Below are 21,301 nucleotides of genomic sequence, written 5' to 3'. Positions count from 1 at the left end.
TCCGGGGGGCGCGCAGCCCCCCGGTCTTTTCCATGCCCTCAGTGGCCGAGGATCTGGCTCAGGAACAGCTTGGTGCGTTCTGACTGTGGGTTGTTGAAGAAGGCGCGCGGCTCGTTCTGTTCGACGATCTGGCCCTTGTCCATAAAGATCACCCGGTTCGCCACCGCTTGGGCAAAGCCCATCTCATGCGTGACGCAGAGCATGGTCATCCCCTCTTCCGCGAGGCTGATCATGGTGTCCAGCACCTCCTTGATCATCTCGGGGTCCAGCGCGCTGGTCGGTTCGTCAAACAGCATGATGCGCGGCTTCATGCAGAGCGAGCGCGCAATCGCCACGCGCTGCTGCTGCCCGCCCGAGAGCTGACCGGGGTATTTATGCGCCTGATCGGGGATCTTCACCTTTGACAGGAAATGCATCGCGGTTTCTTCCGCTTCCTTCTTCGGCACCTTGCGCACCCAGATTGGCGCCAGCGTGCAGTTTTCCAGAATCGTCAGATGCGGAAACAGGTTGAAGTGCTGGAACACCATGCCGACTTCCGACCGGACCTTGTCGATGTTCTTCAGATCATTGGTCAGTTCGGTGCCATCCACTAGGATCTGCCCCGACTGATGTTCCTCCAGCCGGTTGATGCAGCGGATCAGCGTCGATTTCCCAGACCCGGAGGGGCCGCAGATCACGATGCGTTCGCCCTTTTGCACGGTCATGTTCACGTCGCGCAGGACGTGGAACTGGCCATACCACTTGTTCATATTGGTGATCTGGATGGCGACCTCGTCCGAGACCTTCATCTTCGAGCGGTCGATTGCATGTTCAGCCATGAGACAGGCCTCCTTATCGATGATCGGTCTTCAGCTTGCGTTCGAGCCACATGGAGTAGCGCGACATGCCGAAGCAGATGAGGAAGAAGATAGAGCCGGCAAAGAGATAGGGCTCCCAATAGATGCCCTTCCAGTTGATGTCGGCCCGTACGATCTGGGTGATGCCCTTCAGCGGATCATTCAGCCCCACAAAGGCCACCAGTGTGGTGTCCTTGAACAGGCCGATGAAGCTCGAAACAATCCCGGGGATCGAGATCTTGAGCGCCTGCGGCATGATGATCAGCCGCTGGGCCTGCCAGTAATCCAGACCAAGCGCATCAGCGGCTTCATATTGCCCGCGGGGCAGGGCGGCGAGGCCCCCCCGGATCACCTCGGCGATATAGGCCGCGGCGAAGAAGGTCACCAGAATGATCACCCGCAGGATGATGTCGAAATCGCTGCCCGGCGGCAGGAAGTATTGCAGCAGCAGCGACGCGGTGAAAAGCAGCGTGATCAGCGGCACGCCCCGGATGAATTCGATGAACCCGACCGAGAGGGTGCGGACAAGCAGCATGTCCGACTTCCGCCCCAGTGCCAGCAGGATGCCCATCGGAAGCGACGCCGAAATCGCCGTGACCCCGATCACCACCGAAAGCAGGAAGCCCCCGAACTGGTCGCTGTCCACAGAGGTCAGCGTCACCGGTGCAATGCTTTGCAGAACGGCTGCAACCGGGGCTTGGGCAAACATCCACCAGAGCGAAGTCGCAACCGCCCCCAGGCCCGCCGAAACCGGGACGCCGAAACGCGGTTGCGCCAGGCGGAATACCACCGCGAAGACGCCAAAGCCCATCATCGCCACCACGGGCACCCAGATCGACCCGCCCCAGAGCAACCAGAAGGTCAGTGCCGGGTAAACCGCCGTCAGGAGCAGCAGCTTGCGCGGCAGTTGGCTGTAAAGCACCGGCGCAATCGCCACAAAGAGCAGGGCAAAGGCCAGCGTCGGCCGCCAATAGAGCGGTGAGGGGTAGAAGCCGAACAGATATTGGTGCCAGCGATCACGCACCATCGCCCAGCATGCGCCCGAGGCGCCCTCCCCCCAGGTGGCGGCAATGATCTCGCGGCATTCGGTCAGCGAATTTGCGTTCCAGACAGAATGCAACAGCCAGGGGCCCAGATGCGATACAACCCATAGCAGGGCCGCCAGCCCCAAGAGTGTCAGCACCGTATTCAACGGGCCCGAAAACAGGTTTTCGCGCAGCCAGCGGATCGCGCCGCGTTGGCTGACGGGCGGCGCCTGCGGAGCGAGCATTTCGGTGCGCACGAATGGTGTGAATTCGCCCATCTCAGCGCTCCTTCAGCTTCACGGCACGGTTGAACAGGTTCATCAGCGATGAAATCGTCAGGCTGATGGTCAGGTAGATGCCCATCATGAGCAGCATGCATTCCAGCTCTTTGCCGGTCTGGTTCAGCGTGACGCCCCCCAGCGTGCCGCGCAGGTCCATATAGGACACCGCGATCGCGAGTGAGGTGTTCTTTGTGAGGTTGAGGTATTGCGAAATCAGCGGCGGGATGATCACGCGCAGCGCTTGCGGCAGGATCACCAGGCTCATCGTTCGGCCAGGCCGCAATCCCAGGGCAAAGGCCGCCTCGGACTGGCCGCGGGAAATCGCCAGAATGCCCGCCCGGACGATTTCCGCGATGAAGGCGGCGGTATAGACGGCCAGCGCGAAGGTCAGGGCGGTGAAGCTGTGCAGAACCTCGATCCCGCCGGTGAAGTTGAACTTCTTCAAAACCGGGTAATCAAGGTGAAAGCCCATGAGCATCAGCAGGCCGATGGTCGGCACAAAGATCACGGCAAGGCTTTTCCACCAGGTCACGGGGCGCAGGCCCGTGGCCTCTTGCACACGGCGGGCGTGGGCGCGAATGCGGTGGTCGGCATAAAGTCCGGCGCCCAGCACCAGGAAGAAGACCAGCAGGTTGGAGTTGAGCGAGATCCCCGGCAGCTCCAGCCGCGGCAGGCCGTGCTCGACCATGGGCGCGGGGATGTTGATACCGCGTGTGGTGATGGCCACGCTATCGAACAGGACCATAGAGGCCTTGGGCGCCTCGCCTGCGGCTTGCATCGCCTCGGTCACGCGGTAGTCAGCGGGGGCGGGCGTCGCCTCGGACAGAATCGCCGCGCCCAGCAAAATCCAGAGCAGCACGGGCACATTGCGGAAGATTTCGACGTAGACCGTCATCAGCCGACTGATCAGCCAATTGCGCGACAGGCGCAAAACGCCCACCGTCACCCCCAGCACCGTGGCCAGCGCGCAGCCGATCAGCGCCGAAAGCAGCGTGTTCAGCAGCCCGATATAGGCCGCCCGCAGGTGTGAGCTGTCATTGGTGTAATCAACCAGCGTCTGGTTGATGTCATATCCCGACCGCGCAAAGAGAAAGGCGAAGTCGAAGGTGCGGTCCTTGAGCGCAAGATTGGCGATGGTATTGTTCACCAGCCAGGACAGGAACAGAAGAAACAGCACCAGCACCACCACCTGAATGGTAATGGAGCGATAGCGTGTGTCGTAAATGAGCATCCCGAGCCGAAAGGCGTCTTTCGGCGGTTCTTGGACAAAAGCCATGTGAGTGTACCCCCCCAGAGCCTGCAATGCCCGCGTTTGTGCGGTGCTTTGATCGTCGAGGCAGGCGTCTGTGTTTTATTGTGGATCGGGGCGCGACTGGCGCGCCCCGTTCAGCTGTCAGCCGATCTTAGCGGAAGGGCGGGGCGTATTGCAGGCCGCCCTGCGTCCACAGTGCGTTCAGACCGCGGGCCAGTTTGATCGGGGTGGCCGAACCGATATTGGCCTCGAAGATCTCGCCATAGTTGCCCGAAGCGGCGATGGCGCGCTTGCCCCAATCCTTGTCCAGACCCAGCATCGCGCCCAGATCCCCTTCAACGCCCAGCAGGCGCTTGATTTCCGGGTTCTGGGTGGTGTTGGCCATTTCCTCGATATTGGCCGAGGTCACGCCATATTCTTCGGCGGCGACCAGCGCGTAATAGGTCCAGCGGATGACATCACCCCACTGGTTGTCGCCATGGCGGACCAGCGGACCCAGCGGTTCTTTCGAGATGATTTCCGGCAGGATGATGTGGTTGTCGGCGTCCGGCATGGTCGCGCGCGAGGCGGCCAGACCCGAGGCATCGGTGGTATAGGCGTCGCAGGCACCGGCCAGATATTGACGCTGCCCTTCGGCATCATCGGCGATCGTCACCGGGGTGTAGGTCATGTTGTTGGCCTTGAAGAAGTCGGCCAGGTTCAGTTCCGTCGTGGTGCCGGTCTGGATGCAGATCGTGGCGCCGTCCAGTTCCTTGGCGGACGAAACACCGAGGTCCTTCTTCACCATGAAGCCCTGACCGTCATAATAGTTCACCGCCACGAAATCGAACTTCAGGTCCACATCGCGCGAGAAGGTCCAGGTCGAGTTGCGGATCAGCACGTCCACCTCGCCCGAGGCCAGCGCGGTGAAGCGGGTCTCGCCGGTGGTCGGCACGAATTTCACCTTCGAGGCATCGCCCAGCACGGCGGCGGCCACGGCCTTGCACAGCGCCACGTCAAAGCCCTGGTAGTTGCCATTGGCATCCGGCGCACCAAAGCCCGTCAGGCCGACGTTGGTGCCGCAGATCAGCTGACCACGGGCCTTCACGTCATCCAGCGTGCCTGCGCCCGCGATGCCGGCCAGCAGTGCAGCTGCCGAAAGCGTGCCAAGGAATACGGATTTTTTCATGCGTACCTCTTCCTGAGTTTCCACCCGTTTGCGGGCGGCAATTATTGGAACACCCCTGTGGCAGGGAGATTTGTCGGGCGGGCCCTAGCCCATCGTGTCTGACAGTTTCATGCAAAGCGCTTTGAGCCGTCAAGCGAAACCCTGACCGGCCTGCAAAGGCGTGATGAATGAAAGGTTTGCGGGGCTGCCCAAGCAACAAGCGCTCAGGCTGCCCATACATTGTGCAAGATTGTTACCGGCACAATCCGTAGAATCGTGCCGCGTCGCGCAAAGCCTGATGTTTGGTCGCTTCCAGCGCGGCGGCCTCTTCATCCGGCCCCCACTGGTCGATTTGCCACTGCTCATCGATTCGGCTCAGCGCGAAGGCCTCATCGGCGGTCAGGCGCCCTTCGGCCACGGCCAGACCCAGCACCAGCGACCCGGTGATGGCGATCAGGTCATGCAGGGCCGCCAGCCGGAATTCATCCTGGGCAAAGACCGCGGCGCGCAGATTGGCAAGGCTCTCTTCGGGTTGGGCGATGAACATCACCCCGGCGGTCGCCACCAGGGGCGCCTGATACCGCTCCCGCGCCCAATCCAGCAGCGGATCCCAGCCCGCGGCCTGGCGGTCGATCAGCGGCTGCGGCCCTTCGGCGCGATAGCAGAGCAGATCGGTCCCGGCGTAATCCGCCAGCATCGCCGCCACCTCGTCAAACTGGGTGCGGACCTTGTCGATCGCGGAATTGGCCGCGCGGGTGGCGGGCATGGTTTCCGGCGCAACTTCCTTGACCTGCGCGTCCCATTCCGCGGCGATTACCTCGGCCAGCGCCAGCGTCGGCACCACCAGCGGCGCCTTGGCCGGGGTCTTCACCGCCCGCCCGTCCAGCGTGACGGTATAGCCGCCGTCACAGGCATGGGCGGTGGCGGCTTTCCAAAAGCGTTTGGGTTTCCAGCTGCTCATCTGATTTTCTCGAACGGGTCCTCGGGCACATCCCCTTCCTTCCAGTCCAGCAGCTTCCAGGTGCGCTGCATGTGTTCGGGCAGGGGGGCCGTGAAGGTGATTTCCTTCTTGGTGATCGGGTGTTCTACCGTCAGGCGGCGGGCATGCAGGTGCAGCTTGCGCGACAGATCGCCGCCGCCGCCCGCACCCCAGCCATCACCAAGGTTTTCCGATGCCGACCCGCCATACTTCCCGTCGCCGAGGATCGGATGGCCCAGTTCGGCCATATGCGCGCGCAGCTGATGGGTGCGGCCGGTGATCGGCTCCAGCGCCATCCAGCTGAGACGGGTGCCGAGGAACCAGAGCGTGAAGTAATCGGTCTGGGCGCGCTTGGCATCGGGGAAATCGCCGGCCTTGGCGGGATGGATGCAGACCATCTTTTCGCCCTCGCCGCCGCGGCCATGGCCCGGTGCCTTCATCAGCGCATATTTGATGCTGCCTTGCCGGGGATGCGGCACACCGGCCACCACCGCCCAATAGATCTTGCGGGTGTTACGGTGGCGGAACGCCTCGGACAGGGCGCGGGCAACCCGGTCGGTGCGGGCCAGCACCAGCACCCCCGAGGTATCCTTGTCGAGCCGGTGGACCAGCTTGGGCCGGTCCTTGTAGCCGAATTTCAGCGCCTCGGTCAGACCATCGACATGCCGGTCGCCCTGACCCGATCCGCCCTGTGAGGGCAGGCCGGCGGGCTTGTTCAGCACGATGATATGTTCGTCTTTGAAGATGACCGCATTCTGGATCATCTTCGCATCGGCCTTGCTGACACCATCGGTCAGCGGGCGGCTCGGTGCTTCATTCTCCGGCAGCGGCGGCACGCGGATCACCATGCCGGGTTCCACCCGATCCGAGGCCTTGACCCGCTTGCCATCGACCCGCACCTGCCCGGTGCGGCACATCTTTTCTACCGCACCCTGCGTCACATGCGGGAAGCGGCGCTTGAACCAGCGATCGAGGCGCTGTTCGCCCTCATCCGTGGATACGGTCAGAAGTTTCACGCCGCTCATGTCAGAACGCTCCGGGTGAGGGTGGCTGCCAGCACGAAGGCCGCCAGCGACAAAAGAACCGAGGCCGCAACATAAACGAAGGCTGCAGCACCTTGGCCACGTTCCCATAGCAGGATCGTGTCCATTGAAAAGGCCGAGAAGGTGGTGAACCCGCCCAGGATGCCCGTCATCAGGAAAGGTGCCATCCGCAGCCCCCCCTTATGCGCCAGTGCCACCATCAGCCCGCCCATCAGGGCCGAACCCAGGATGTTCACTGCCAGCGTATGCCAGGGGAAGGCCGTTCCCGCGATGCGCTGGATGCCCTGATTGGCAAAGTGGCGCAGGCTGGCACCGATGGCGCCGCCAATTGCCACCGGGATCACCGCGGCCAATGTCATTCCAGTCCCGCGATGATGGCGCGCAGGGTTTCAATCCCGTCGCCCTTTTCGGAACTGGTCATCACGATTTCCGGATAGGCGGCCGGATGGCGGGCCAGTGCGGCGCGCGTCTGGGCCAGATTGGCCTCACGTTCGGCCTTGTTGACCTTGTCCATCTTGGTCATCACCACTTGGAAGGTGACGGCGGATTTGTCGAGCAGCGTCAGGATTTCCTCATCGACCTTCTTCACGCCGTGGCGCGTGTCGATCAGCACGAAGGCCCGGCGCAGCGTCTGGCGCCCCTGCAGATATTGCTTCAGCAGCGCCTGCCATTTCTGCACCGTGGCGACCGGCGCCTCGGCATAGCCATAGCCGGGCAGGTCGACCAGATAGCGGCTTTCGCCAAGCGAGAAATAGTTGATCTCCTGCGTCCGGCCCGGCGTGTTCGAGGCGCGGGCCATGTTCTTGCGCCCGGTCAGGGCGTTGATCAGGCTCGATTTGCCGACGTTCGACCGCCCCGCAAAGCAGACCTCGACCCGGTCCGCCGGGGGCAGGCCCGGCATCGCGACCACGCCTTTGACGAAATCGACGGGGCCGCAGAACATCAGCCGGCCACGCTCACGCGCGAAATCATCGGGCTCTGCGGCAAGGGGGAAGGGGAGGGTTGTCATTGGATGGTCACCTCTTGGCCGAGGGCGATGTCACCGCCGTCGATGACAACAGCATAAATGCCAAAGTCTTGATGGTCGAAATGGGATTGCAGCGCGCCCAGCGTATCACCGCGGATCTCTCCGGTGGTCACATCCACCTTGGTTGCGTTGCAGCGGGTGATGCGTTCGCGCACCTCAAGCGTGGCGCCGCCGATCTTCAGCTGGCGCCCGATCAGGTCAAACTCTTGCCAGGGCTGCCAGCCCTCGACCCAGAGGTTCCCGCGCCAGCGATGGGGTGAAAGGTCCAGCCCCATGCGCGCCGACAGATCGGTGTTCGAAGCCAGGTTCAGGATCGAGATCGACGGAAAATCGGTGTCGGTCATCGCGCGCCCGGCTTGCACGATCTGCCGCGGCTGCGCGCGTTCGGGCGGGTTCAGCGGCGTGACCCAGTCAAGGAAGCGGGGTAGATCTTCGGCTGCGTCGGGGGAAAACGTGATCTCGCCCTGCGTCGGATGGCGCAGGGTCACGCGGCGCGCGGCCTCATCCAGCGTGCTGGTGATCGCCATCAGCGCCGGCGCCTTGGCCCCGCGTACGAAGTTCACGCAAGGCGACCAGCCGTCGTTCAGCCGCGCTGCTTCATGTGCGACCGCCCAGTGGCGATCCCAGGGCATACCCTCCCCCGCCAAAAGCCGAACGGACGCGAGGTCTTCGCGTCCGTGGCTCTTGATCGGATGTCGGCAGATATGTGCCAGACGTGTCGTCATTTCTTTCCTTTCGCCACCTCGGCCACCTTGGGCTTGCGCTGGAAGCTGGCCTTGATGTTGCCGAAGATATCCGGCTTGTGCCCATGGCTGCGCATGATGGCATATTGTTGCAGGAAGGTGATGGTGTTGTTGGTGATCCAGTACACCACCAGACCCGACGCAAAGCCGCCCAGCATGAACATGAAGATCCAGGGCATCCAGGCGAAGATCGCGGCTTGGGCCGCATCCGCAGGCGCCGGGTTCAGTTTCTGCTGCAGCCACATCGAGATGCCGAGCAGGATCGGCAGGACGCCGATGAAGATCAGCGCCAGCACCGAACCATGCGCCGGTGCCGCCCAGGGCAGCAGACCGAACAGGTTGTAAAGCGACGACGGATCGGGCGCCGACAGATCCTGCAGCCAGCCAATGAACGGCGCGTGACGCAGTTCGAGCGTGACGAAGATCACCTTGTAGAGCGAGAAGAAGATCGGGATCTGGATCAGGACCGGCAGGCAGCCCGCAGCCGGGTTCACCTTCTTGTCCTTGTAGAGCTGCATCATCTCTTTCTGCATCTTGCCCTGATCACCCTCATTGCGGGCTTTCAGCGCTTCGATTTCCGGCTGCAGCTCTTTCATCCGCGCCATCGAGACGTAGGATTTATAGGCAAGCGGCAGCACCAGCAGTTTGAGAACGAAGGTCAGCGCGATGATGGCCAGACCCATGTTGCCGATCAGGCCATGCAGGTTGTGCAGCAGCCAGAAGATCGGCTTGGTCAGGAAGAAGAACCAGCCCCAGTCGATCGAATCGATGAAACCGGCGATGCCCTGATCGTTCTGGTACGAGCGGATGGTTTCCCATTCCTTGGCACCGGCGAAAAGACGCGACGAGACCTCGACCGAGGCGCCCGGCGCCACGGTGACCAGCGGCATGCGGGTTTCGGTCTGATAGATGTCGGATTGCGCGTTGTATTTGGTGACGGCGGTGAAGGGCTTGCCCTGTTCCGGCACCAGAACGGTCATCCAGTATTTGTCGGTAAAGCCGATCCAGCCATCGGTCTTGGCTTCCACCACCTCGGCATGGGCGGCTTCGCGCGCCACTTCGGGCAGTTCGGCGACCTTGTCATATTTCACTTCGGTCAGCTTGCCATCGGCGCGGCCGACCACCCCTTCGTGCAGCACGAAGTAATTCTGCAGATCTTTCGGTTTGCCGTGGCGGGCCACGACGCCGTAGGGCTGCAGCGTGGCGGGGGCGGTGCCGCTATTGGCAACGCTGTCCTTGACCGAGAACATATAGCGGTCATCGACCGAAAGTTCGCGGGTGAAGGTCAGGCCCTTGCCGTTCGACCATTGCAGCGTGACGGGCTGGCCGGGGGCCAGGGTCTGGCCCGATACAACCTGCCATTCGGTCGTGGCGCCGGGCACATCGGCAAAGTCCAGCGCGCCGCCGGGCACCCAGCCGTAAAGCGCGTAATAGGCCTGCGGCTCGCCCACGGGCGACAGCAGACGCACGGTGTCCGAGCTGTCATCCAGCGTGACGTGATAGGTCTTGAGCGAGAGGTCGTCGATGCGGCCACCCAGCAGCGAGATTGAGCCGGCAAGGCGCGGCGTGTCGATCGCAAGGCGCGGGGCCTGCGGCACGGGGGCGACTTCGCCCTGCGCGGGGGTGGTCGTCGCGGGGGCCGGGGCCTCCAGCGTCTGGGTCACGGCGGCGGGCGCGTTGGGATCGGCCGCAGGCTGTTCCGGCGGCGGGAACAGCCAGAACCACACCAGGATCACGATGAAACTGAGTGCGGTTGCCAGAATGAGGTTCTTGTTCTGATCGTTCATACCGATCCCTACCGTCTGTGCCGGTCCGGCATCCGCTGCCGGGCCCCGTGCAGGTTGTCCGCAGGTCAGGCGCGGGCCTGTCCTTTCGGGTCAGGCGTGGTTCAACAGAAGGGGGGCGAAAAGGTCAAGCGGTTTTGCGGGGGCAGGGGCGGCGGCGCCGGTCCCGCCCCGCAAAAAGCACCGTCCCCGGCCCTAACCCAGTGTCCGCCCGAGCGACAGGGGGCAGTATTGCCGCGATTGGTGCTGGGTGATCCACTGGCTGGCCTGATCAAAGCTCATGGGGCGTCCGATGCCGAATCCCTGCACGTGGCGGCACCCCAGTTGCGCCAGCATCGCATGTTCCGCAGGGGTTTCGACGCCTTCGGCCACGGTATCGAGATCGAATTTTTCCGCCATGGCCAGGATTGCCATCACCATGCGCTGCTGTTCGCGGTCGCTGTCGATCCGCCGCACGAAGCTGCGGTCGATCTTGAGCCTGCGGACCGCAAAGCGCCGGATATTCGTGATCGAGGCATGGCCGGTGCCGAAATCATCCAGATCGACCCCACAGCCGAGCGCCGACAGCCCGGCGATATTCTGCACCACCATGTCATTGGCGGTTTCGGCCGCGACGCTTTCGAGGATCTCGACCGAGAGGCGCTGGGGGGCGAGGTCAAATCGGTCCAGCTCCCACTTCAGCTTGTCGATCAAGAGCGGGTTGCGAAGTTCTGTGGCCGAGAAATTGACCCCCACGGTTGGCACATGGAGCTGCGCCTTGTCCCAACGAACCAGCGCCGTCAGGGCGTGAAACAGCATGACCTCGCCCAGCCGTTCGATCAGCCCCGCCTCCTCCATCGCGGGCAGGAAATCAGCGGGGGGCAACAGGCCGCGGTCCGGGTGATGCCAGCGGGCCAGCGCCTCAAACCCTGAAATCTGGCCGGTATCGGTGCAAAGCTGCGGCTGGAAATGCGGGTAGATCTGGCCTTCATCCAGCGCCGTCTCCAGCTCGGCCCGGCGGGCATCGCGGTCGGCGCGGCGGGTCGGCAGATCGGGCGCATAGGCGCGGATCGCGCCGGGGCCGTGGCGGCTTGCCTCATCTGCAGCAATTTGCCCCGCGTCGAGCAGCGCGCGCCCCGTCCGCGCCGGGCTTTCCGACCCCAGACAGAAGCCGACCGAGATCGTCACATAGATCCGCGCCGCATGCAGGGCGATGGGGGCGGCCATCGCTGCCTGCAGGCGCGCGGCCAGTTGCACCATGCTTTCCAGCGTCAGCCGACGCTGAGGGGCCAGCACCACGGCAAGACCCCCGCCTTCCAGCCGCGCCACCATGTCACCATTACGCAAGGCCGCGCAAAGCCGTTCGGCAGCCCGGGCCAGAACTTCGGTCTGCGCCGCCCGACCGTGCCGGTCGAGCAGGGTGTCGATCTCGTCGAACTGCACGACAAGGCAAGCGGTTTCGAGCCCGGTCACATGCGAATCACGCAGGATGTCGTCCAGCCGCGCAATGGCCTGCGGGCGCAGGGCAAGACCCGTCAGCGCGTCAGGCAAGACCGCTTGCAGCATTGCATCGCGCGACGGGGCAGCGCCTGCCAACAGGAACATCATCGGTGCGATCAGGGCCACGCCCAAAAGGGCGCGTTCCCCACCCAGCCAGAAGGCAGCCAGCGTGATGGCAGGCAAAAAGACCAGCACCTCGGGGCGACGAAGCCACCCCAGACCCTGCTGAACTGCCTCGCCCAAGCTGCGCCGTGCCGGATGCGTCATGCCTGCCCCCCTGTTGCTCCGGGCCTGTGCCCGTCAGGGGGAAGCTAGGGGCAGACCCTCGCCGAAGGATTAATTCTCATCCCTCAGTTGTGGAGGATTTTCTGCAAATGTTCCACTTTCGCCCATCTCGCGCATCAGCCCGGCGAAGTCGAAAATGCCGGGGTCAAGCAGATGCGACGGCCGCACATTCATGAGCGCGCGGAACATCACCTGACGGCGCCCGGGGCTGCGCGCTTCCCATCCGTCCAGCAGTTGTTTCACCTGCTGGCGCTGCAGCCCTTCCTGCGAGCCGCAAAGATCGCAGGGGATGATCGGATAGTTCATCGCCTTGGCGAATTTCTCGCAATCGGCCTCGGCCACGAAGGCCAGCGGGCGATAAACGAAAAGATCACCCTCTTCATTCAACAGCTTGGGCGGCATGGTGGCCAGGCGCCCGCCGTGGAACAGGTTCATGAAGAAGGTTTCCAGAATGTCGTCGCGGTGATGGCCCAGCACCACCGCCGAACAGCCTTCTTCGCGCGCGATGCGGTAAAGATTTCCGCGCCGCAGCCGCGAGCAGAGCGAACACATCGTCTTGCCCGGTCCGATCTTGTCCATCACGACGGAATAGGTGTCCTGATATTCGATGCGATGGGGCACGCCCATGCGCTCCAGAAACTCGGGCAAAACGGTGGCGGGGAAGTTGGGTTGCCCCTGATCCAGATTGCAGGCCAGCAGCTCGACCGGCAGCAGGCCGCGCCATTTGAGTTCGTACAGGACAGCCAGCAGCGTGTAGCTGTCCTTGCCGCCCGAAAGGCACACCAGCCATTTGGCGCCACGTTCGATCATCCCGTAATGGTCGATCGCCTCGCGCACCTCGCGCACCAGCCGCTTGCGCAGCTTTCTGAATTCGGTGCCACTGGGGGCGCCATGGAACAGGGGATGGATATCCCCGGCGTCCTCATCGGTCAGGTGCAGATCATCAGCCATGGTGCCCTCGCGCGCAGGATGGCCGGGCATATGCCAGAACGCCCGGCCTTATGCAAATGCGGCTCAGGGGCGGGCGGGCACCGCAAGGCCGCGCTGCACCGCCGGACGGGCGAGGAACCGGTCCAGATAGGCGGGCACATGGGCCAGATCGGACCACCCCGTCAGATCATGCGCCTTGTAGAAATTAACAAAGGAATTGAGCCAGGGCCCAATCGCAATATCGGCGATGGAATAGTCGCCCGCGATCCAGTCCTTGCCTGCCAGCGCCCCGTCCAGCACGCGCAGCAGGCGCGCGGCCTCGGCCCGGTAGCGTTCCTTGGGACGGGGGTCTTCAATCTCTTTCCCGGCGAAGACGTGGAAATAGCCGAGCTGCCCGAACATCGGCCCGATCCCGCCCATCTGGAACATCAGCCATTGCAGTACCTCATACCGGCGTTCGGCGGGCAAAAGACGCCCGGCCTTTTCAGCCAGATAGATCAGGATCGCGCCGCTTTCGAACAGGGGCAGGGGGCGGCCATCGGGGCCGTTCGGATCAAGGATCGCGGGGATCTTGTTGTTGGGGTTCAGGCTAAGGAACTGGGGCGTGAGCTGATCATTGGTGCCGAAATCCACCAGATGGGCCTCATAGGGCAGGCCAAGTTCCTCAAGCGCGATGGACACTTTGACCCCGTTGGGCGTGCCAAGCGAATAAAGCTGGATCACTTCGGGGTGCTTGGCGGGCCAGCGGTGGGTGATCGGGAAGGCGGACAGGTCGGTCATGGCGGTGCCTCGGGTCAGGAAGGGGTGGGGGAAGGGTAAGCGTAAATTCCCCGTCGTAAATCCCGGAAGTTGTGCAATAATCATCGGGCGCCTGTGCGCGCAGTGGCTGGGCAGAGGCCGCGCAGATCGGCCCGCCCCTGTGGGGAAACAAGAGGGACACCCAAAATGTTGAATGAGTTCAAGGCGTTTATCGCCAAAGGCAATGTTGTCGATCTGGCCGTCGGGATCATCATCGGCGCGGCCTTTACCGCGATCGTCAATTCGCTTGTGGCCGATTTGATCAACCCGATCATCGGTCTGATCACCGGCGGCATCGACTTTTCCAATCTCTTTATCGATCTGAGCGGCACGAACCCGGCTTCGCTCAAGGCCGCCAAGGATGCGGGCGCCCCGGTCTTTGCCTATGGGTCGTTCATCACCGCGGTCATCAATTTCCTGATCATCGCCTGGGTGGTGTTCCTGCTGGTGAAGGCCGTGAACAAGCTCAAGGACGCCGCTTCGCGCAAGGAGGCGATCGAGGCCGCGGCTGCCGCCCCGGCTGGCCCGACCGAGATCGAGGTGCTGCTGGAAATCCGCGACGCCCTGAAGAAGTAAGCCTTGCTGCAAAAGAAAAGGCCCCCGTCGCGCGGGGGCCTTTTTGATCTCCGGCTCAGGCGGTGGCGCGCACCGGGCGCGGGCGCAGATACCAGTACCAGATACGCCAGGCAGACAGCAGGATCACCGGGGTGAAATGCACCAGCGCCGGGGCCAGACCGCCCCAATCCTTGAGCGCGGCCCAATGCAGGAAGGTCAGCACCGCCGCGCCATAAGTCAGGCGTTGCAGCGTCTTCCATTTCTGCCGCATGAGGCGCTGGGCGAGGTTGTTCGACGTCACTGCCAGCGGCACGAAGATCGCGAAGGCGGCCCAGCCGGTCCAGATGCGGAACTGCCCGAATTCGGCCAGCACGGCAGGCAACGATCCGATCTTGATCAGGTAAAAACACAGGTGCAGCGCGGCATAGACAAAGGCCGCCACCCCGAAATGACGGCGATGATGCATCAGCCAGCGCGGCCAACGCCGGGTGCGGAACAGCATCATCAGCGGGGTCGCCAGCATGGCGATGATCATGAAGCGGGCGGCAAATTCGCCCGTAGGATGCACCAGCTGCTTTGCAGCGGCCGGGTCAGAGATGATCTGGGGAATCATGGGCAGCGCAGGCAGAGCCAGCACTACCCAAAGCCAATAGGGGGAAAGACGGGACAGCATGGGAACCTCACATTCGGTTCCAGTGATACGTCGCTGCCCCGCCGTTCCGTCGCGTCAAAGATCGAGCGCAGAGGCCGCCGGGATCGACGGCAGGCCAAGGGCCGCACCGACTGCCGCATAGGTCAGCTTGCCCTTGTGGGTATTCAGCCCGTTCAGCAGGTGCTTGTCCTCGGCGCAGGCGCGTTTCCAGCCCTTGTTGGCCAAGGCCAGCATGAAGGGCATGGTCGCATTGCCAAGCGCCTGGGTCGAGGTGCGGGCCACGGCGCCGGGCATGTTTGCCACGCAATAATGCATGATTCCGTCAACTTCGTAGATCGGATCCTGATGCGTGGTGGCCCGGGATGTTTCAAAACAACCACCCTGGTCGATGGCCACATCCACCAGCGCAGCGCCCGGTTTCAGCTCGGAAAGCTGCGCGCGGCTGATCAGCTTGGGCGCGGCTGCCCCCGGGATCAGCACGGCGCCGATGATCATGTCCGCCTCGCGCGCGAGGGCGATGGTATTGCCCGCGCTGGCATAGGCGTTCTTGAACTGGCCGCCAAAGACATCATCCAGATAGCGCAGACGGTTCACCGAACGGTCGATCACGGTGACATCCGCGCCCATCCCGGCCGCAACCCGCGCGGCATGGGTGCCGACCACGCCGCCGCCGATCACCAGCACCTTGGCCGGAGACACGCCCGGCACACCGCCCAGCAGCACGCCGCGCCCGCCATTGGCCTTTTGCAGCGTCCAGGCCCCGACCTGCGGCGCAAGGCGGCCTGCAACCTCGGACATCGGCGCCAGCAGCGGCAGGCCGCCGCGGTCATCGGTCACGGTTTCATAGGCGATCGCGGTGACGCCGCTGTCCAGCAGGTCATGCGTCTGGTCCGGATCGGGGGCGAGGTGCAGATAGGTGAACAGCAGCTGGCCTTCGCGCAGACGCTTGCGCTCTACCGCCTGCGGCTCTTTCACCTTCACGATCATCTCGGCCTCGGCAAAGACCTCTTCGGCGGTGCCAAGCATGGTGGCGCCAGCCGCGATGTAATCCGCGTCGGCAAACCCCGCACCCGCACCCGCGTTGGTTTCCACGACCACCGCATGGCCATGGCTCACCGCTTCGCGCACGGCGTCCGGCGTCATGCCGACGCGGAACTCCTGCGGTTTGATTTCTTTCGGGCAACCGATCTTCATGAACAACCTCCCTTTCGCGCGCCACTTCCCGGGCCGCGCTTGTGGGTCCAGCGTGAAGCAGAATCGGTGGCATATTTTCGATTTCTGTGGCGGTTCAGGCCTGTGTTGCGGTAGATTCTTTCGTATCAGCCGCAAATTTTCGCAGAAATCCGCACCGATATGGACCTTGACGCAACAGACCGCCGCATCCTGACCGTGCTGCAAAAGAATGGCCGGATCACCAATGCCGAATTGTCGGAACAGGTGAATCTCTCGGCCTCGGCCTGTCACCGCCGGGTGCAGCGCCTTGAGGAAGAGGGCTATATCGCGGGCTATGTCGCCCTTCTGGACGCGCGCCGTCTGGGCCGACCGACCACGGTCTTCGTGGAAATCACCCTGCAGGGCCAGGCGGATGAGCTGCTGGATGCCTTTGAGCGCGAGGTCGCGCGCGTGCCCGACATTCTGGAATGTCACCTGATGGCGGGCAGCGCCGATTACCTGCTCAAGATCATGGCGGAAAACACCGAAGATTTCGCCCGCATCCATCGCCAATACCTCAGCCGTCTGCCGGGCGTGGCGCAGATGCAATCGTCCTTTGCGCTGCGGACGGTGGTCAAGACCACGGCGCTGCAGGTCTGAGGGCAAAGAAAAACCCCCGACCGAAGGGGCGGGGGTTGATCCGGAGACGGGTTACCCCGTCCAGCTTTCTGAAACACGTCTCAGAGAGCGCCTTCGCGCTGAGCCTTCTTCCGAGCGAGCTTGCGCGCACGGCGGACGGCTTCGGCTTGTTCACGGGCCTTCTTGACAGAGGGCTTTTCGAAATGCTGCTTGAGCTTCATTTCACGGAACACGCCTTCACGCTGAAGCTTTTTCTTCAGAGCGCGGAGAGCCTGTTCGACATTGTTATCACGAACGCTGACCTGCATGTGGTTGTCACCACCTTCCTAAGTTAGAGTTGCACAGAATGTGCAGGCCTGCGCCCCATAGCAAAGCGGGGTGGACTTGTCTACCATCTGCCGGGAAAGGAAGATGCGATGGTTGCTGAAAACGCGTTACATTCCGCGCAGGACGCGGTGATTGAGGCCGCTTTGGCCCATGTGCCCTTCGATGGCTGGTCGGATGCGACGCTGAAGGCGGCGCTGGCTGATTCGGGGGTGGATGCCGCGCTGGCCGGGGCGCTTTTCCCGCGCGGGCCGCTGGATCTGGCGCTGGCCTACCACCGGCGCGGGGACGCGCGCATGGTGGCGGCGCTGGCTGCGATGGAGATGCAGGGGATGCGCTTCCGGGACCGGGTGGCCGCTGCCGTGATGGCAAGGCTTGATCTGGTCGAGGACAAGGAGCTGGTCCGCCGCGGCACCACCTTCTTCGCGCTGCCACAGAACGCCGCCGAAGGCGCCAAAGCCATCTGGGGCACCGCCGATGCGATCTGGACCGCGCTTGGCGATCAGTCCGAGGATGCCAACTGGTATTCGAAGCGCGCCACGCTCTCGGCGATCTATTCCGCGACGGTGCTGTTCTGGCTGGGCGATGACAGCGAGGACCATGCCGAGACGCGCGCCTTCCTCGACCGCCGCATCGACAATCTGATGCAGGTCGAAAAGTTCAAGGCGGCGTTCCGCGAAAACCCGCTGGGCAAGGTGCTGCTCAAGGGCCCGCTGCGGGTGCTGGATCATATCCGCGCCCCGCGCCGCCCGGATGATCTTCCCGGTTCCCTGAAGGAGACTGCATGACCCTGCCGCCGCCGCATACCATGCGGGCCATCGCCATTACCGAACCCGGCGGGCCCGAAGTGCTGAAAGCTGTCGAGGTGACGGTGCCGGTGCCGAAACATGGCGAGATCCTGATCCGCGTGGCCTATGCCGGGGTGAACCGGCCCGATGCGCTGCAGCGCGCAGGCCAATATGCGCCGCCGCCTACCGCCTCGCCCCTGCCGGGGTTGGAGGCTGCGGGCTGGGTTGCCGCCGTGGGGCCGGGCGTCACACGCTGGCAGCCGGGCGACCGGGTGACGGCGCTGTTGCCAGGCGGCGGTTACGCCGAATATGCGATCACGCCTGAGGATCACGCCCTGCCGGTGCCCGAAGGCATTGACCTAAGGGAGGCCGCCTGCCTGCCGGAAACCTGCTTTACCGTCTGGTCCAATGTGATGCTGCGGGGGGGCCTGCGAGCGGGGGAGCGTTTCCTTGTCCATGGCGGGTCGTCGGGGATCGGTACCACCGCGATCCAGATGGCGCGGGCGCTGGGGGCGCGGGTCTTTGCCACCGCAGGATCGGCCGAGAAATGCGCCGCCTGCGAGGCGCTGGGGGCCGAACGCGCCATTAACTACCGCGAGGAGGATTTCGTCTCGATCCTCAAGGCCGAGGGGGGCGCCCATGTCATCCTCGATATGGTGGGGGGCGATTATATCCCCCGCAATATCAAGGCTCTGGCGGATGAGGGGCGTCTGGTGCAGATCGCCTTCCTGCAAGGCGCCAAGGTCGAATTGAACTTTGCCGAGGTGATGATGCGGCGCCTCACGCTCACCGGATCAACCCTGCGGCCGCAAAGTGATCTGGCCAAGGCGCGGTATGCGCGGCATCTGCTGAAACATGTCTGGCCCATGGTGGAACGCGGCACGCTGCGCCCGGTCATGGACAGCGAATTCGCGCTGGAAGACGCGGCCGAGGCGCATCGCCGGATCGAATCGTCCGGCCATATCGGCAAGATCGTCCTCAAGGTCGCATGAAAAGGGGCCGTGATCCCCGCGGGGTCACGGCCGCCTCACCGCTCAGTCGCCCAGCTTGGCGTGGACCTCATCAAGGTCGATCTCGCCAATCGGCATCTTGTTGTTCGGATCGTCGAAGTCGTATTTGAACAGCTGGAAATCGCGCTTGTAGATTTCCCAGACCAGATGGCGCGACAGGTCATCGAAATAATCGGCCACCGGGTGCAGACGCTTGGGCCCGTGGCCCTCGCTTTCGTTGAACTTGGGGATCTTCTTCAGGTTGACCTTTTTCTTTGCCTTGATGTTGCTCAGGACGTGGGCCATCCCCTCATCGAACTTCTCGGTATAGAAGATGTGGTCGTAGCGCCCGCCATTGACGATGAAGGTCGAAATATGCCCCGCCATGGCCGACCAGTGGATGTCAGGCTCCATCGGTTTGCGGAAGCGGATGGTATCGCGCGCGAACAGTAGAAAGCGGCGGAAGCTCGCGATCTGGTCGAACTCCTGCTTGCCGTCGTCACCGCCGACCTCGATCCCGTATTTCTGGATCAGGAGCGGCACCAGATTGCCGCGATAGCGTTTACCATTGCGCTGGATCCCGCAGATCTTGTCGAAAAAGCTGGAAAGGATACGGTTGTAGGGGTTGCGCACACAGGTGAAGGCATAGCTTTTATGCGCCTTCACATTGGCCTCGATCTTGGGCTGGCTGGCCTCGAGGCTCCATTTGTGCAGACCCGCGGTCGCATCATGGATGTCGCCATCAAAGAATTTGCCATGGTCGGAATAATACATGATCTGACCGATGGTCGAGCAGGCGCACTTGGGGACAACCCGGTACACAACGCTTTCACTTTCGGTCATCCAGGTGCCGGGAAAACCCATCTGTCTCGCCTCCATGGCTCCTGCCGGGGGACAAGCCCGACGGGGTGATCGTATGCGACGGAAAAAAGCAAACAAACTCTGTCTTTTCAATGACCCATAAAGCACTTTAAGGAAACGGATAAGGGGTCAGAGTGTCAGAGTTTCCCGCATGGCAAAAATCGCCTACATTCTTCTGTGCCACAAGGACCCCGAGGGGATCATCGCCCAGGCGCAGCGCCTGACGGCTGCCGGTGATTTCATCTCGATCCATTTCGACGCGCGCGCAAAGCGTGAAGATTACGAAAAGATCCGCGCGGCGCTGTCGGCGAATGGGTCGGTCACATTCGCGGCGCGGCGGCTGAAATGCGGCTGGGGCGGATGGAGCCTCGTCGATGCCTCGCTGGAGGCGGTGAAGGCCGCGGTCGAGGCTTTCCCGCGTGCGACGCATTTCTACATGCTTTCGGGCGACTGCATGCCGATCAAATCGGCAGAATATGCGCATGATTTTTTGGATCGCGCCGATGTGGATTATATCGAAAGCTTCGATTTCTTCACCTCGGACTGGATCAAGACCGGGATCAAGGCCGAAAGGCTGATCTATCGGCACTGGTTCAACGAGCGCACCCAGAAATGGCTATTCTACGGGTCGCTCAATTTGCAGGAACGTTTCGGCCTGACCCGCCAGATCCCCGAGGATCTGGCGATCCAGATCGGCAGCCAGTGGTGGTGCCTGCGCCGGCGCACGGTGGAATGGGTGCTGGATTTCTGCCGCAAGCGGCCGGACGTGATGCGGTTTTTCCGCACCACCTGGATCCCGGATGAAACGTTCTTCCAAACGCTCGTGCGCCATCTGGTGCCCGAGGACGAGATTCGAAGCCGCACCCTGACCTTCCTGATGTTTACCGATTACGGGATGCCGGTGAATTTCTACAACGATCAATATGATCTGTTGCTGTCGCAGGATTATCTCTTTGCCCGCAAGATTTCGCCCGAAGCGAAAGAGCTGAAGGAACGGCTGGGTGCGCTTTATACCGCCGAGGGCGTGAGTTTCGCGATCTCGAACGAGGGGCGCAGCCTGTTCCGCTTTCTGACGGGGCGGGGGCGGATTGGTCGCCGCTTTGCGCCGCGCTTCTGGGAAACCGAGGCGAGCCTCGGGCGGGAACGCACGCTGATGATCGTGACCTGCAAGAAGTGGCATGTCGCAAAGCGTGTGGTGGACCGGCTGCGTCAGGTGACGGGGCAGCATGCGGTCGAATACCTTTTCAACGAAGAGGCGACGCCTTTGCCGGATCTCGGGGGGATCCAGACCACGTTGGAAAAACGCACCCGCCATCGCCGGGCCTTGGTGCGCATGTTGTTCGATTATTGGCAGACTGACCGTCTGGTGATCTGTATTGACCCTGCAAACATCGACCTGATGCAGGATTTTTACAACGACCGCTCGACCGTGCGGCTGCTGGAAATCGAATGCGAATTCACCGACGACTACCTTCTGGGCCATGCCAGGCGCGTGGGTCTGGCCAGCGACAATTCCCCGCAGGAAACGCTGGAACGCCTGTTGCCCACGATCCGTTATGATGTGAAATTCGAAAGCGACCGTATGCGCGACGCCGACTTCGAGAATTTCTTCCGCATCCGCCAATCGGCCTCGGTGGAAGACAATACCGGGCCGCTGGCGGCCTTCCTGGGCATCCCGCGCGACAAGGCGCGCGAGATTGCCGAAACCCATTACCTGTTTGTGGACTGACCC

22 protein-coding genes are annotated in these 21,301 nt (G+C 62.8%); 5 read left to right on the top strand and 17 right to left on the bottom strand.

The genetic code is table 11. From position 1 onward, the window contains the following. Window positions 1-38: 38 nt before the first annotated feature. The 13 genes from IE101_RS10300 to IE101_RS10240 all read right to left on the bottom strand — a co-directional run bounded on the left by IE101_RS10300 (window position 39) and on the right by IE101_RS10240 (window position 13,591). Window positions 39-818: an amino acid ABC transporter ATP-binding protein gene (locus tag IE101_RS10300; RefSeq protein WP_308429869.1), complete on the bottom strand. Its 780-nt coding sequence runs from the start codon at window positions 816-818 to the stop codon at window positions 39-41. 13 nt (window positions 819-831) lie between these two features. Continuing rightward, window positions 832-2,139, bottom strand: a complete 1,308-nt coding sequence (locus IE101_RS10295; RefSeq protein ID WP_189633745.1) for an amino acid ABC transporter permease — start codon at window positions 2,137-2,139, stop codon at window positions 832-834. 1 nt (window position 2,140) lies between these two features. Then, window positions 2,141-3,418, bottom strand: a complete 1,278-nt coding sequence (locus IE101_RS10290) for an amino acid ABC transporter permease (protein WP_189633744.1) — start codon at window positions 3,416-3,418, stop codon at window positions 2,141-2,143. A 127-nt stretch (window positions 3,419-3,545) separates the two neighbouring features. Beyond that, window positions 3,546-4,562, bottom strand: coding sequence for an amino acid ABC transporter substrate-binding protein (locus IE101_RS10285; RefSeq protein WP_189633743.1), 1,017 nt, complete (start codon window positions 4,560-4,562; stop codon window positions 3,546-3,548). A 232-nt stretch (window positions 4,563-4,794) separates the two neighbouring features. Next, window positions 4,795-5,502 (bottom strand): ATP12 family chaperone protein, encoded by a 708-nt coding sequence (locus tag IE101_RS10280; RefSeq protein ID WP_189633742.1) that lies wholly within the window; start codon window positions 5,500-5,502, stop codon window positions 4,795-4,797. Further along, entirely contained in the window at window positions 5,499-6,545 is a 1,047-nt protein-coding gene (locus IE101_RS10275; RefSeq protein ID WP_189633741.1) for an RluA family pseudouridine synthase, read from the bottom strand. The genes IE101_RS10280 and IE101_RS10275 overlap by 4 nt, the downstream gene beginning before the upstream one ends. After that, on the bottom strand, window positions 6,542-6,922 hold the full coding sequence (gene crcB, locus IE101_RS10270; protein ID WP_189633740.1) for a fluoride efflux transporter CrcB: 381 nt from the start codon (window positions 6,920-6,922) through the stop codon (window positions 6,542-6,544). The genes IE101_RS10275 and crcB overlap by 4 nt, the downstream gene beginning before the upstream one ends. Further along, window positions 6,919-7,572, bottom strand: a complete 654-nt coding sequence (gene yihA / locus IE101_RS10265) for a ribosome biogenesis GTP-binding protein YihA/YsxC (RefSeq protein WP_189633739.1) — start codon at window positions 7,570-7,572, stop codon at window positions 6,919-6,921. The genes crcB and yihA overlap by 4 nt, the downstream gene beginning before the upstream one ends. After that, the gene (locus IE101_RS10260) at window positions 7,569-8,315 is read right to left on the bottom strand and encodes an MOSC domain-containing protein (protein ID WP_189633738.1); all 747 of its coding nucleotides are present in this window, start codon (window positions 8,313-8,315) and stop codon (window positions 7,569-7,571) included. The genes yihA and IE101_RS10260 overlap by 4 nt, the downstream gene beginning before the upstream one ends. Then, a complete protein-coding gene (gene yidC, locus IE101_RS10255; RefSeq protein ID WP_189633737.1) occupies window positions 8,312-10,120 on the bottom strand; it encodes a membrane protein insertase YidC in 1,809 nt (602 codons plus the stop codon). The genes IE101_RS10260 and yidC overlap by 4 nt, the downstream gene beginning before the upstream one ends. A gap of 192 nt (window positions 10,121-10,312) precedes the next feature. After that, window positions 10,313-11,863, bottom strand: coding sequence for a putative bifunctional diguanylate cyclase/phosphodiesterase (locus IE101_RS10250; protein ID WP_189633736.1), 1,551 nt, complete (start codon window positions 11,861-11,863; stop codon window positions 10,313-10,315). Between the two features lie 69 nt (window positions 11,864-11,932). Next, window positions 11,933-12,832: a tRNA 2-thiocytidine(32) synthetase TtcA gene (gene ttcA / locus IE101_RS10245; protein WP_189633735.1), complete on the bottom strand. Its 900-nt coding sequence runs from the start codon at window positions 12,830-12,832 to the stop codon at window positions 11,933-11,935. Window positions 12,833-12,895: 63 nt separating this feature from the next. Next, window positions 12,896-13,591, bottom strand: a complete 696-nt coding sequence (locus IE101_RS10240) for a glutathione S-transferase N-terminal domain-containing protein (protein WP_189633734.1) — start codon at window positions 13,589-13,591, stop codon at window positions 12,896-12,898. Window positions 13,592-13,756: 165 nt separating this feature from the next. Here IE101_RS10240 and mscL point away from each other — a divergent pair, with 165 nt between their 5' ends. Then, a complete protein-coding gene (mscL, locus tag IE101_RS10235) occupies window positions 13,757-14,185 on the top strand; it encodes a large conductance mechanosensitive channel protein MscL (RefSeq protein WP_189633733.1) in 429 nt (142 codons plus the stop codon). Window positions 14,186-14,240: 55 nt separating this feature from the next. Here the strand turns inward: mscL and IE101_RS10230 are convergent, their stop codons facing one another. Both IE101_RS10230 and ald read right to left on the bottom strand, forming a co-directional pair. Beyond that, window positions 14,241-14,837 (bottom strand): protein-methionine-sulfoxide reductase heme-binding subunit MsrQ, encoded by a 597-nt coding sequence (locus IE101_RS10230; protein WP_189633732.1) that lies wholly within the window; start codon window positions 14,835-14,837, stop codon window positions 14,241-14,243. 54 nt (window positions 14,838-14,891) lie between these two features. Next, entirely contained in the window at window positions 14,892-16,010 is a 1,119-nt protein-coding gene (gene ald, locus IE101_RS10225; protein WP_189633731.1) for an alanine dehydrogenase, read from the bottom strand. A gap of 159 nt (window positions 16,011-16,169) precedes the next feature. Here ald and IE101_RS10220 point away from each other — a divergent pair, with 159 nt between their 5' ends. Then, window positions 16,170-16,628, top strand: coding sequence for an Lrp/AsnC family transcriptional regulator (locus IE101_RS10220; RefSeq protein ID WP_189633730.1), 459 nt, complete (start codon window positions 16,170-16,172; stop codon window positions 16,626-16,628). A gap of 80 nt (window positions 16,629-16,708) precedes the next feature. On the opposite strand, the gene rpsU is transcribed toward IE101_RS10220, so the two are convergent. Then, window positions 16,709-16,915, bottom strand: a complete 207-nt coding sequence (gene rpsU, locus IE101_RS10215) for a 30S ribosomal protein S21 (protein WP_023666753.1) — start codon at window positions 16,913-16,915, stop codon at window positions 16,709-16,711. A gap of 108 nt (window positions 16,916-17,023) precedes the next feature. Between rpsU and IE101_RS10210 the strand changes: the two genes are divergently transcribed. Both IE101_RS10210 and IE101_RS10205 read left to right on the top strand, forming a co-directional pair. Then, window positions 17,024-17,719: a COQ9 family protein gene (locus tag IE101_RS10210; RefSeq protein ID WP_189633729.1), complete on the top strand. Its 696-nt coding sequence runs from the start codon at window positions 17,024-17,026 to the stop codon at window positions 17,717-17,719. Beyond that, complete coding sequence (locus tag IE101_RS10205; protein ID WP_189633728.1) at window positions 17,716-18,711, top strand: NAD(P)H-quinone oxidoreductase; 996 nt, start codon at window positions 17,716-17,718, stop codon at window positions 18,709-18,711. Before IE101_RS10210 ends, IE101_RS10205 begins: the two co-directional genes overlap by 4 nt. A 42-nt stretch (window positions 18,712-18,753) precedes the next feature. Here IE101_RS10205 and IE101_RS10200 read toward each other — a convergent pair whose 3' ends face one another. Then, window positions 18,754-19,572, bottom strand: a complete 819-nt coding sequence (locus IE101_RS10200; RefSeq protein WP_189633727.1) for a sulfotransferase family protein — start codon at window positions 19,570-19,572, stop codon at window positions 18,754-18,756. Between the two features lie 148 nt (window positions 19,573-19,720). Here IE101_RS10200 and IE101_RS10195 point away from each other — a divergent pair, with 148 nt between their 5' ends. Then, on the top strand, window positions 19,721-21,298 hold the full coding sequence (locus tag IE101_RS10195) for a DUF5928 domain-containing protein (protein ID WP_189633726.1): 1,578 nt from the start codon (window positions 19,721-19,723) through the stop codon (window positions 21,296-21,298). The last annotated feature ends 3 nt before the right edge of the window (window positions 21,299-21,301 follow it).

Source organism: Gemmobacter lanyuensis (assembly GCF_014652355.1).
In the GTDB taxonomy this organism is placed as follows: Bacteria; Pseudomonadota; Alphaproteobacteria; order Rhodobacterales; family Rhodobacteraceae; genus Gemmobacter; species Gemmobacter lanyuensis.
The sequence above is the reverse complement of the archived record's forward strand: the minus strand, read 5'-3'. Positions and strand labels throughout refer to the sequence as shown.

What these genes read in the sequence shown, in the direction of transcription:
- IE101_RS10300 (WP_308429869.1), bottom strand. Translation starts at nt 818, where the DNA reads ATGGCTGAACATGCAATCGACCGCTCGAAGATGAAGGTCTCGGACGAG.
- IE101_RS10295 (WP_189633745.1), bottom strand. Translation starts at nt 2,139, where the DNA reads ATGGGCGAATTCACACCATTCGTGCGCACCGAAATGCTCGCTCCGCAG.
- IE101_RS10290 (WP_189633744.1), bottom strand. Translation starts at nt 3,418, where the DNA reads ATGGCTTTTGTCCAAGAACCGCCGAAAGACGCCTTTCGGCTCGGGATG.
- IE101_RS10285 (WP_189633743.1), bottom strand. Translation starts at nt 4,562, where the DNA reads ATGAAAAAATCCGTATTCCTTGGCACGCTTTCGGCAGCTGCACTGCTG.
- IE101_RS10280 (WP_189633742.1), bottom strand. Translation starts at nt 5,502, where the DNA reads ATGAGCAGCTGGAAACCCAAACGCTTTTGGAAAGCCGCCACCGCCCAT.
- IE101_RS10275 (WP_189633741.1), bottom strand. Translation starts at nt 6,545, where the DNA reads ATGAGCGGCGTGAAACTTCTGACCGTATCCACGGATGAGGGCGAACAG.
- crcB (WP_189633740.1), bottom strand. Translation starts at nt 6,922, where the DNA reads ATGACATTGGCCGCGGTGATCCCGGTGGCAATTGGCGGCGCCATCGGT.
- yihA (WP_189633739.1), bottom strand. Translation starts at nt 7,572, where the DNA reads ATGACAACCCTCCCCTTCCCCCTTGCCGCAGAGCCCGATGATTTCGCG.
- IE101_RS10260 (WP_189633738.1), bottom strand. Translation starts at nt 8,315, where the DNA reads ATGACGACACGTCTGGCACATATCTGCCGACATCCGATCAAGAGCCAC.
- yidC (WP_189633737.1), bottom strand. Translation starts at nt 10,120, where the DNA reads ATGAACGATCAGAACAAGAACCTCATTCTGGCAACCGCACTCAGTTTC.
- IE101_RS10250 (WP_189633736.1), bottom strand. Translation starts at nt 11,863, where the DNA reads ATGACGCATCCGGCACGGCGCAGCTTGGGCGAGGCAGTTCAGCAGGGT.
- ttcA (WP_189633735.1), bottom strand. Translation starts at nt 12,832, where the DNA reads ATGGCTGATGATCTGCACCTGACCGATGAGGACGCCGGGGATATCCAT.
- IE101_RS10240 (WP_189633734.1), bottom strand. Translation starts at nt 13,591, where the DNA reads ATGACCGACCTGTCCGCCTTCCCGATCACCCACCGCTGGCCCGCCAAG.
- mscL (WP_189633733.1), top strand. Translation starts at nt 13,757, where the DNA reads ATGTTGAATGAGTTCAAGGCGTTTATCGCCAAAGGCAATGTTGTCGAT.
- IE101_RS10230 (WP_189633732.1), bottom strand. Translation starts at nt 14,837, where the DNA reads ATGCTGTCCCGTCTTTCCCCCTATTGGCTTTGGGTAGTGCTGGCTCTG.
- ald (WP_189633731.1), bottom strand. Translation starts at nt 16,010, where the DNA reads ATGAAGATCGGTTGCCCGAAAGAAATCAAACCGCAGGAGTTCCGCGTC.
- IE101_RS10220 (WP_189633730.1), top strand. Translation starts at nt 16,170, where the DNA reads ATGGACCTTGACGCAACAGACCGCCGCATCCTGACCGTGCTGCAAAAG.
- rpsU (WP_023666753.1), bottom strand. Translation starts at nt 16,915, where the DNA reads ATGCAGGTCAGCGTTCGTGATAACAATGTCGAACAGGCTCTCCGCGCT.
- IE101_RS10210 (WP_189633729.1), top strand. Translation starts at nt 17,024, where the DNA reads ATGGTTGCTGAAAACGCGTTACATTCCGCGCAGGACGCGGTGATTGAG.
- IE101_RS10205 (WP_189633728.1), top strand. Translation starts at nt 17,716, where the DNA reads ATGACCCTGCCGCCGCCGCATACCATGCGGGCCATCGCCATTACCGAA.
- IE101_RS10200 (WP_189633727.1), bottom strand. Translation starts at nt 19,572, where the DNA reads ATGGGTTTTCCCGGCACCTGGATGACCGAAAGTGAAAGCGTTGTGTAC.
- IE101_RS10195 (WP_189633726.1), top strand. Translation starts at nt 19,721, where the DNA reads ATGGCAAAAATCGCCTACATTCTTCTGTGCCACAAGGACCCCGAGGGG.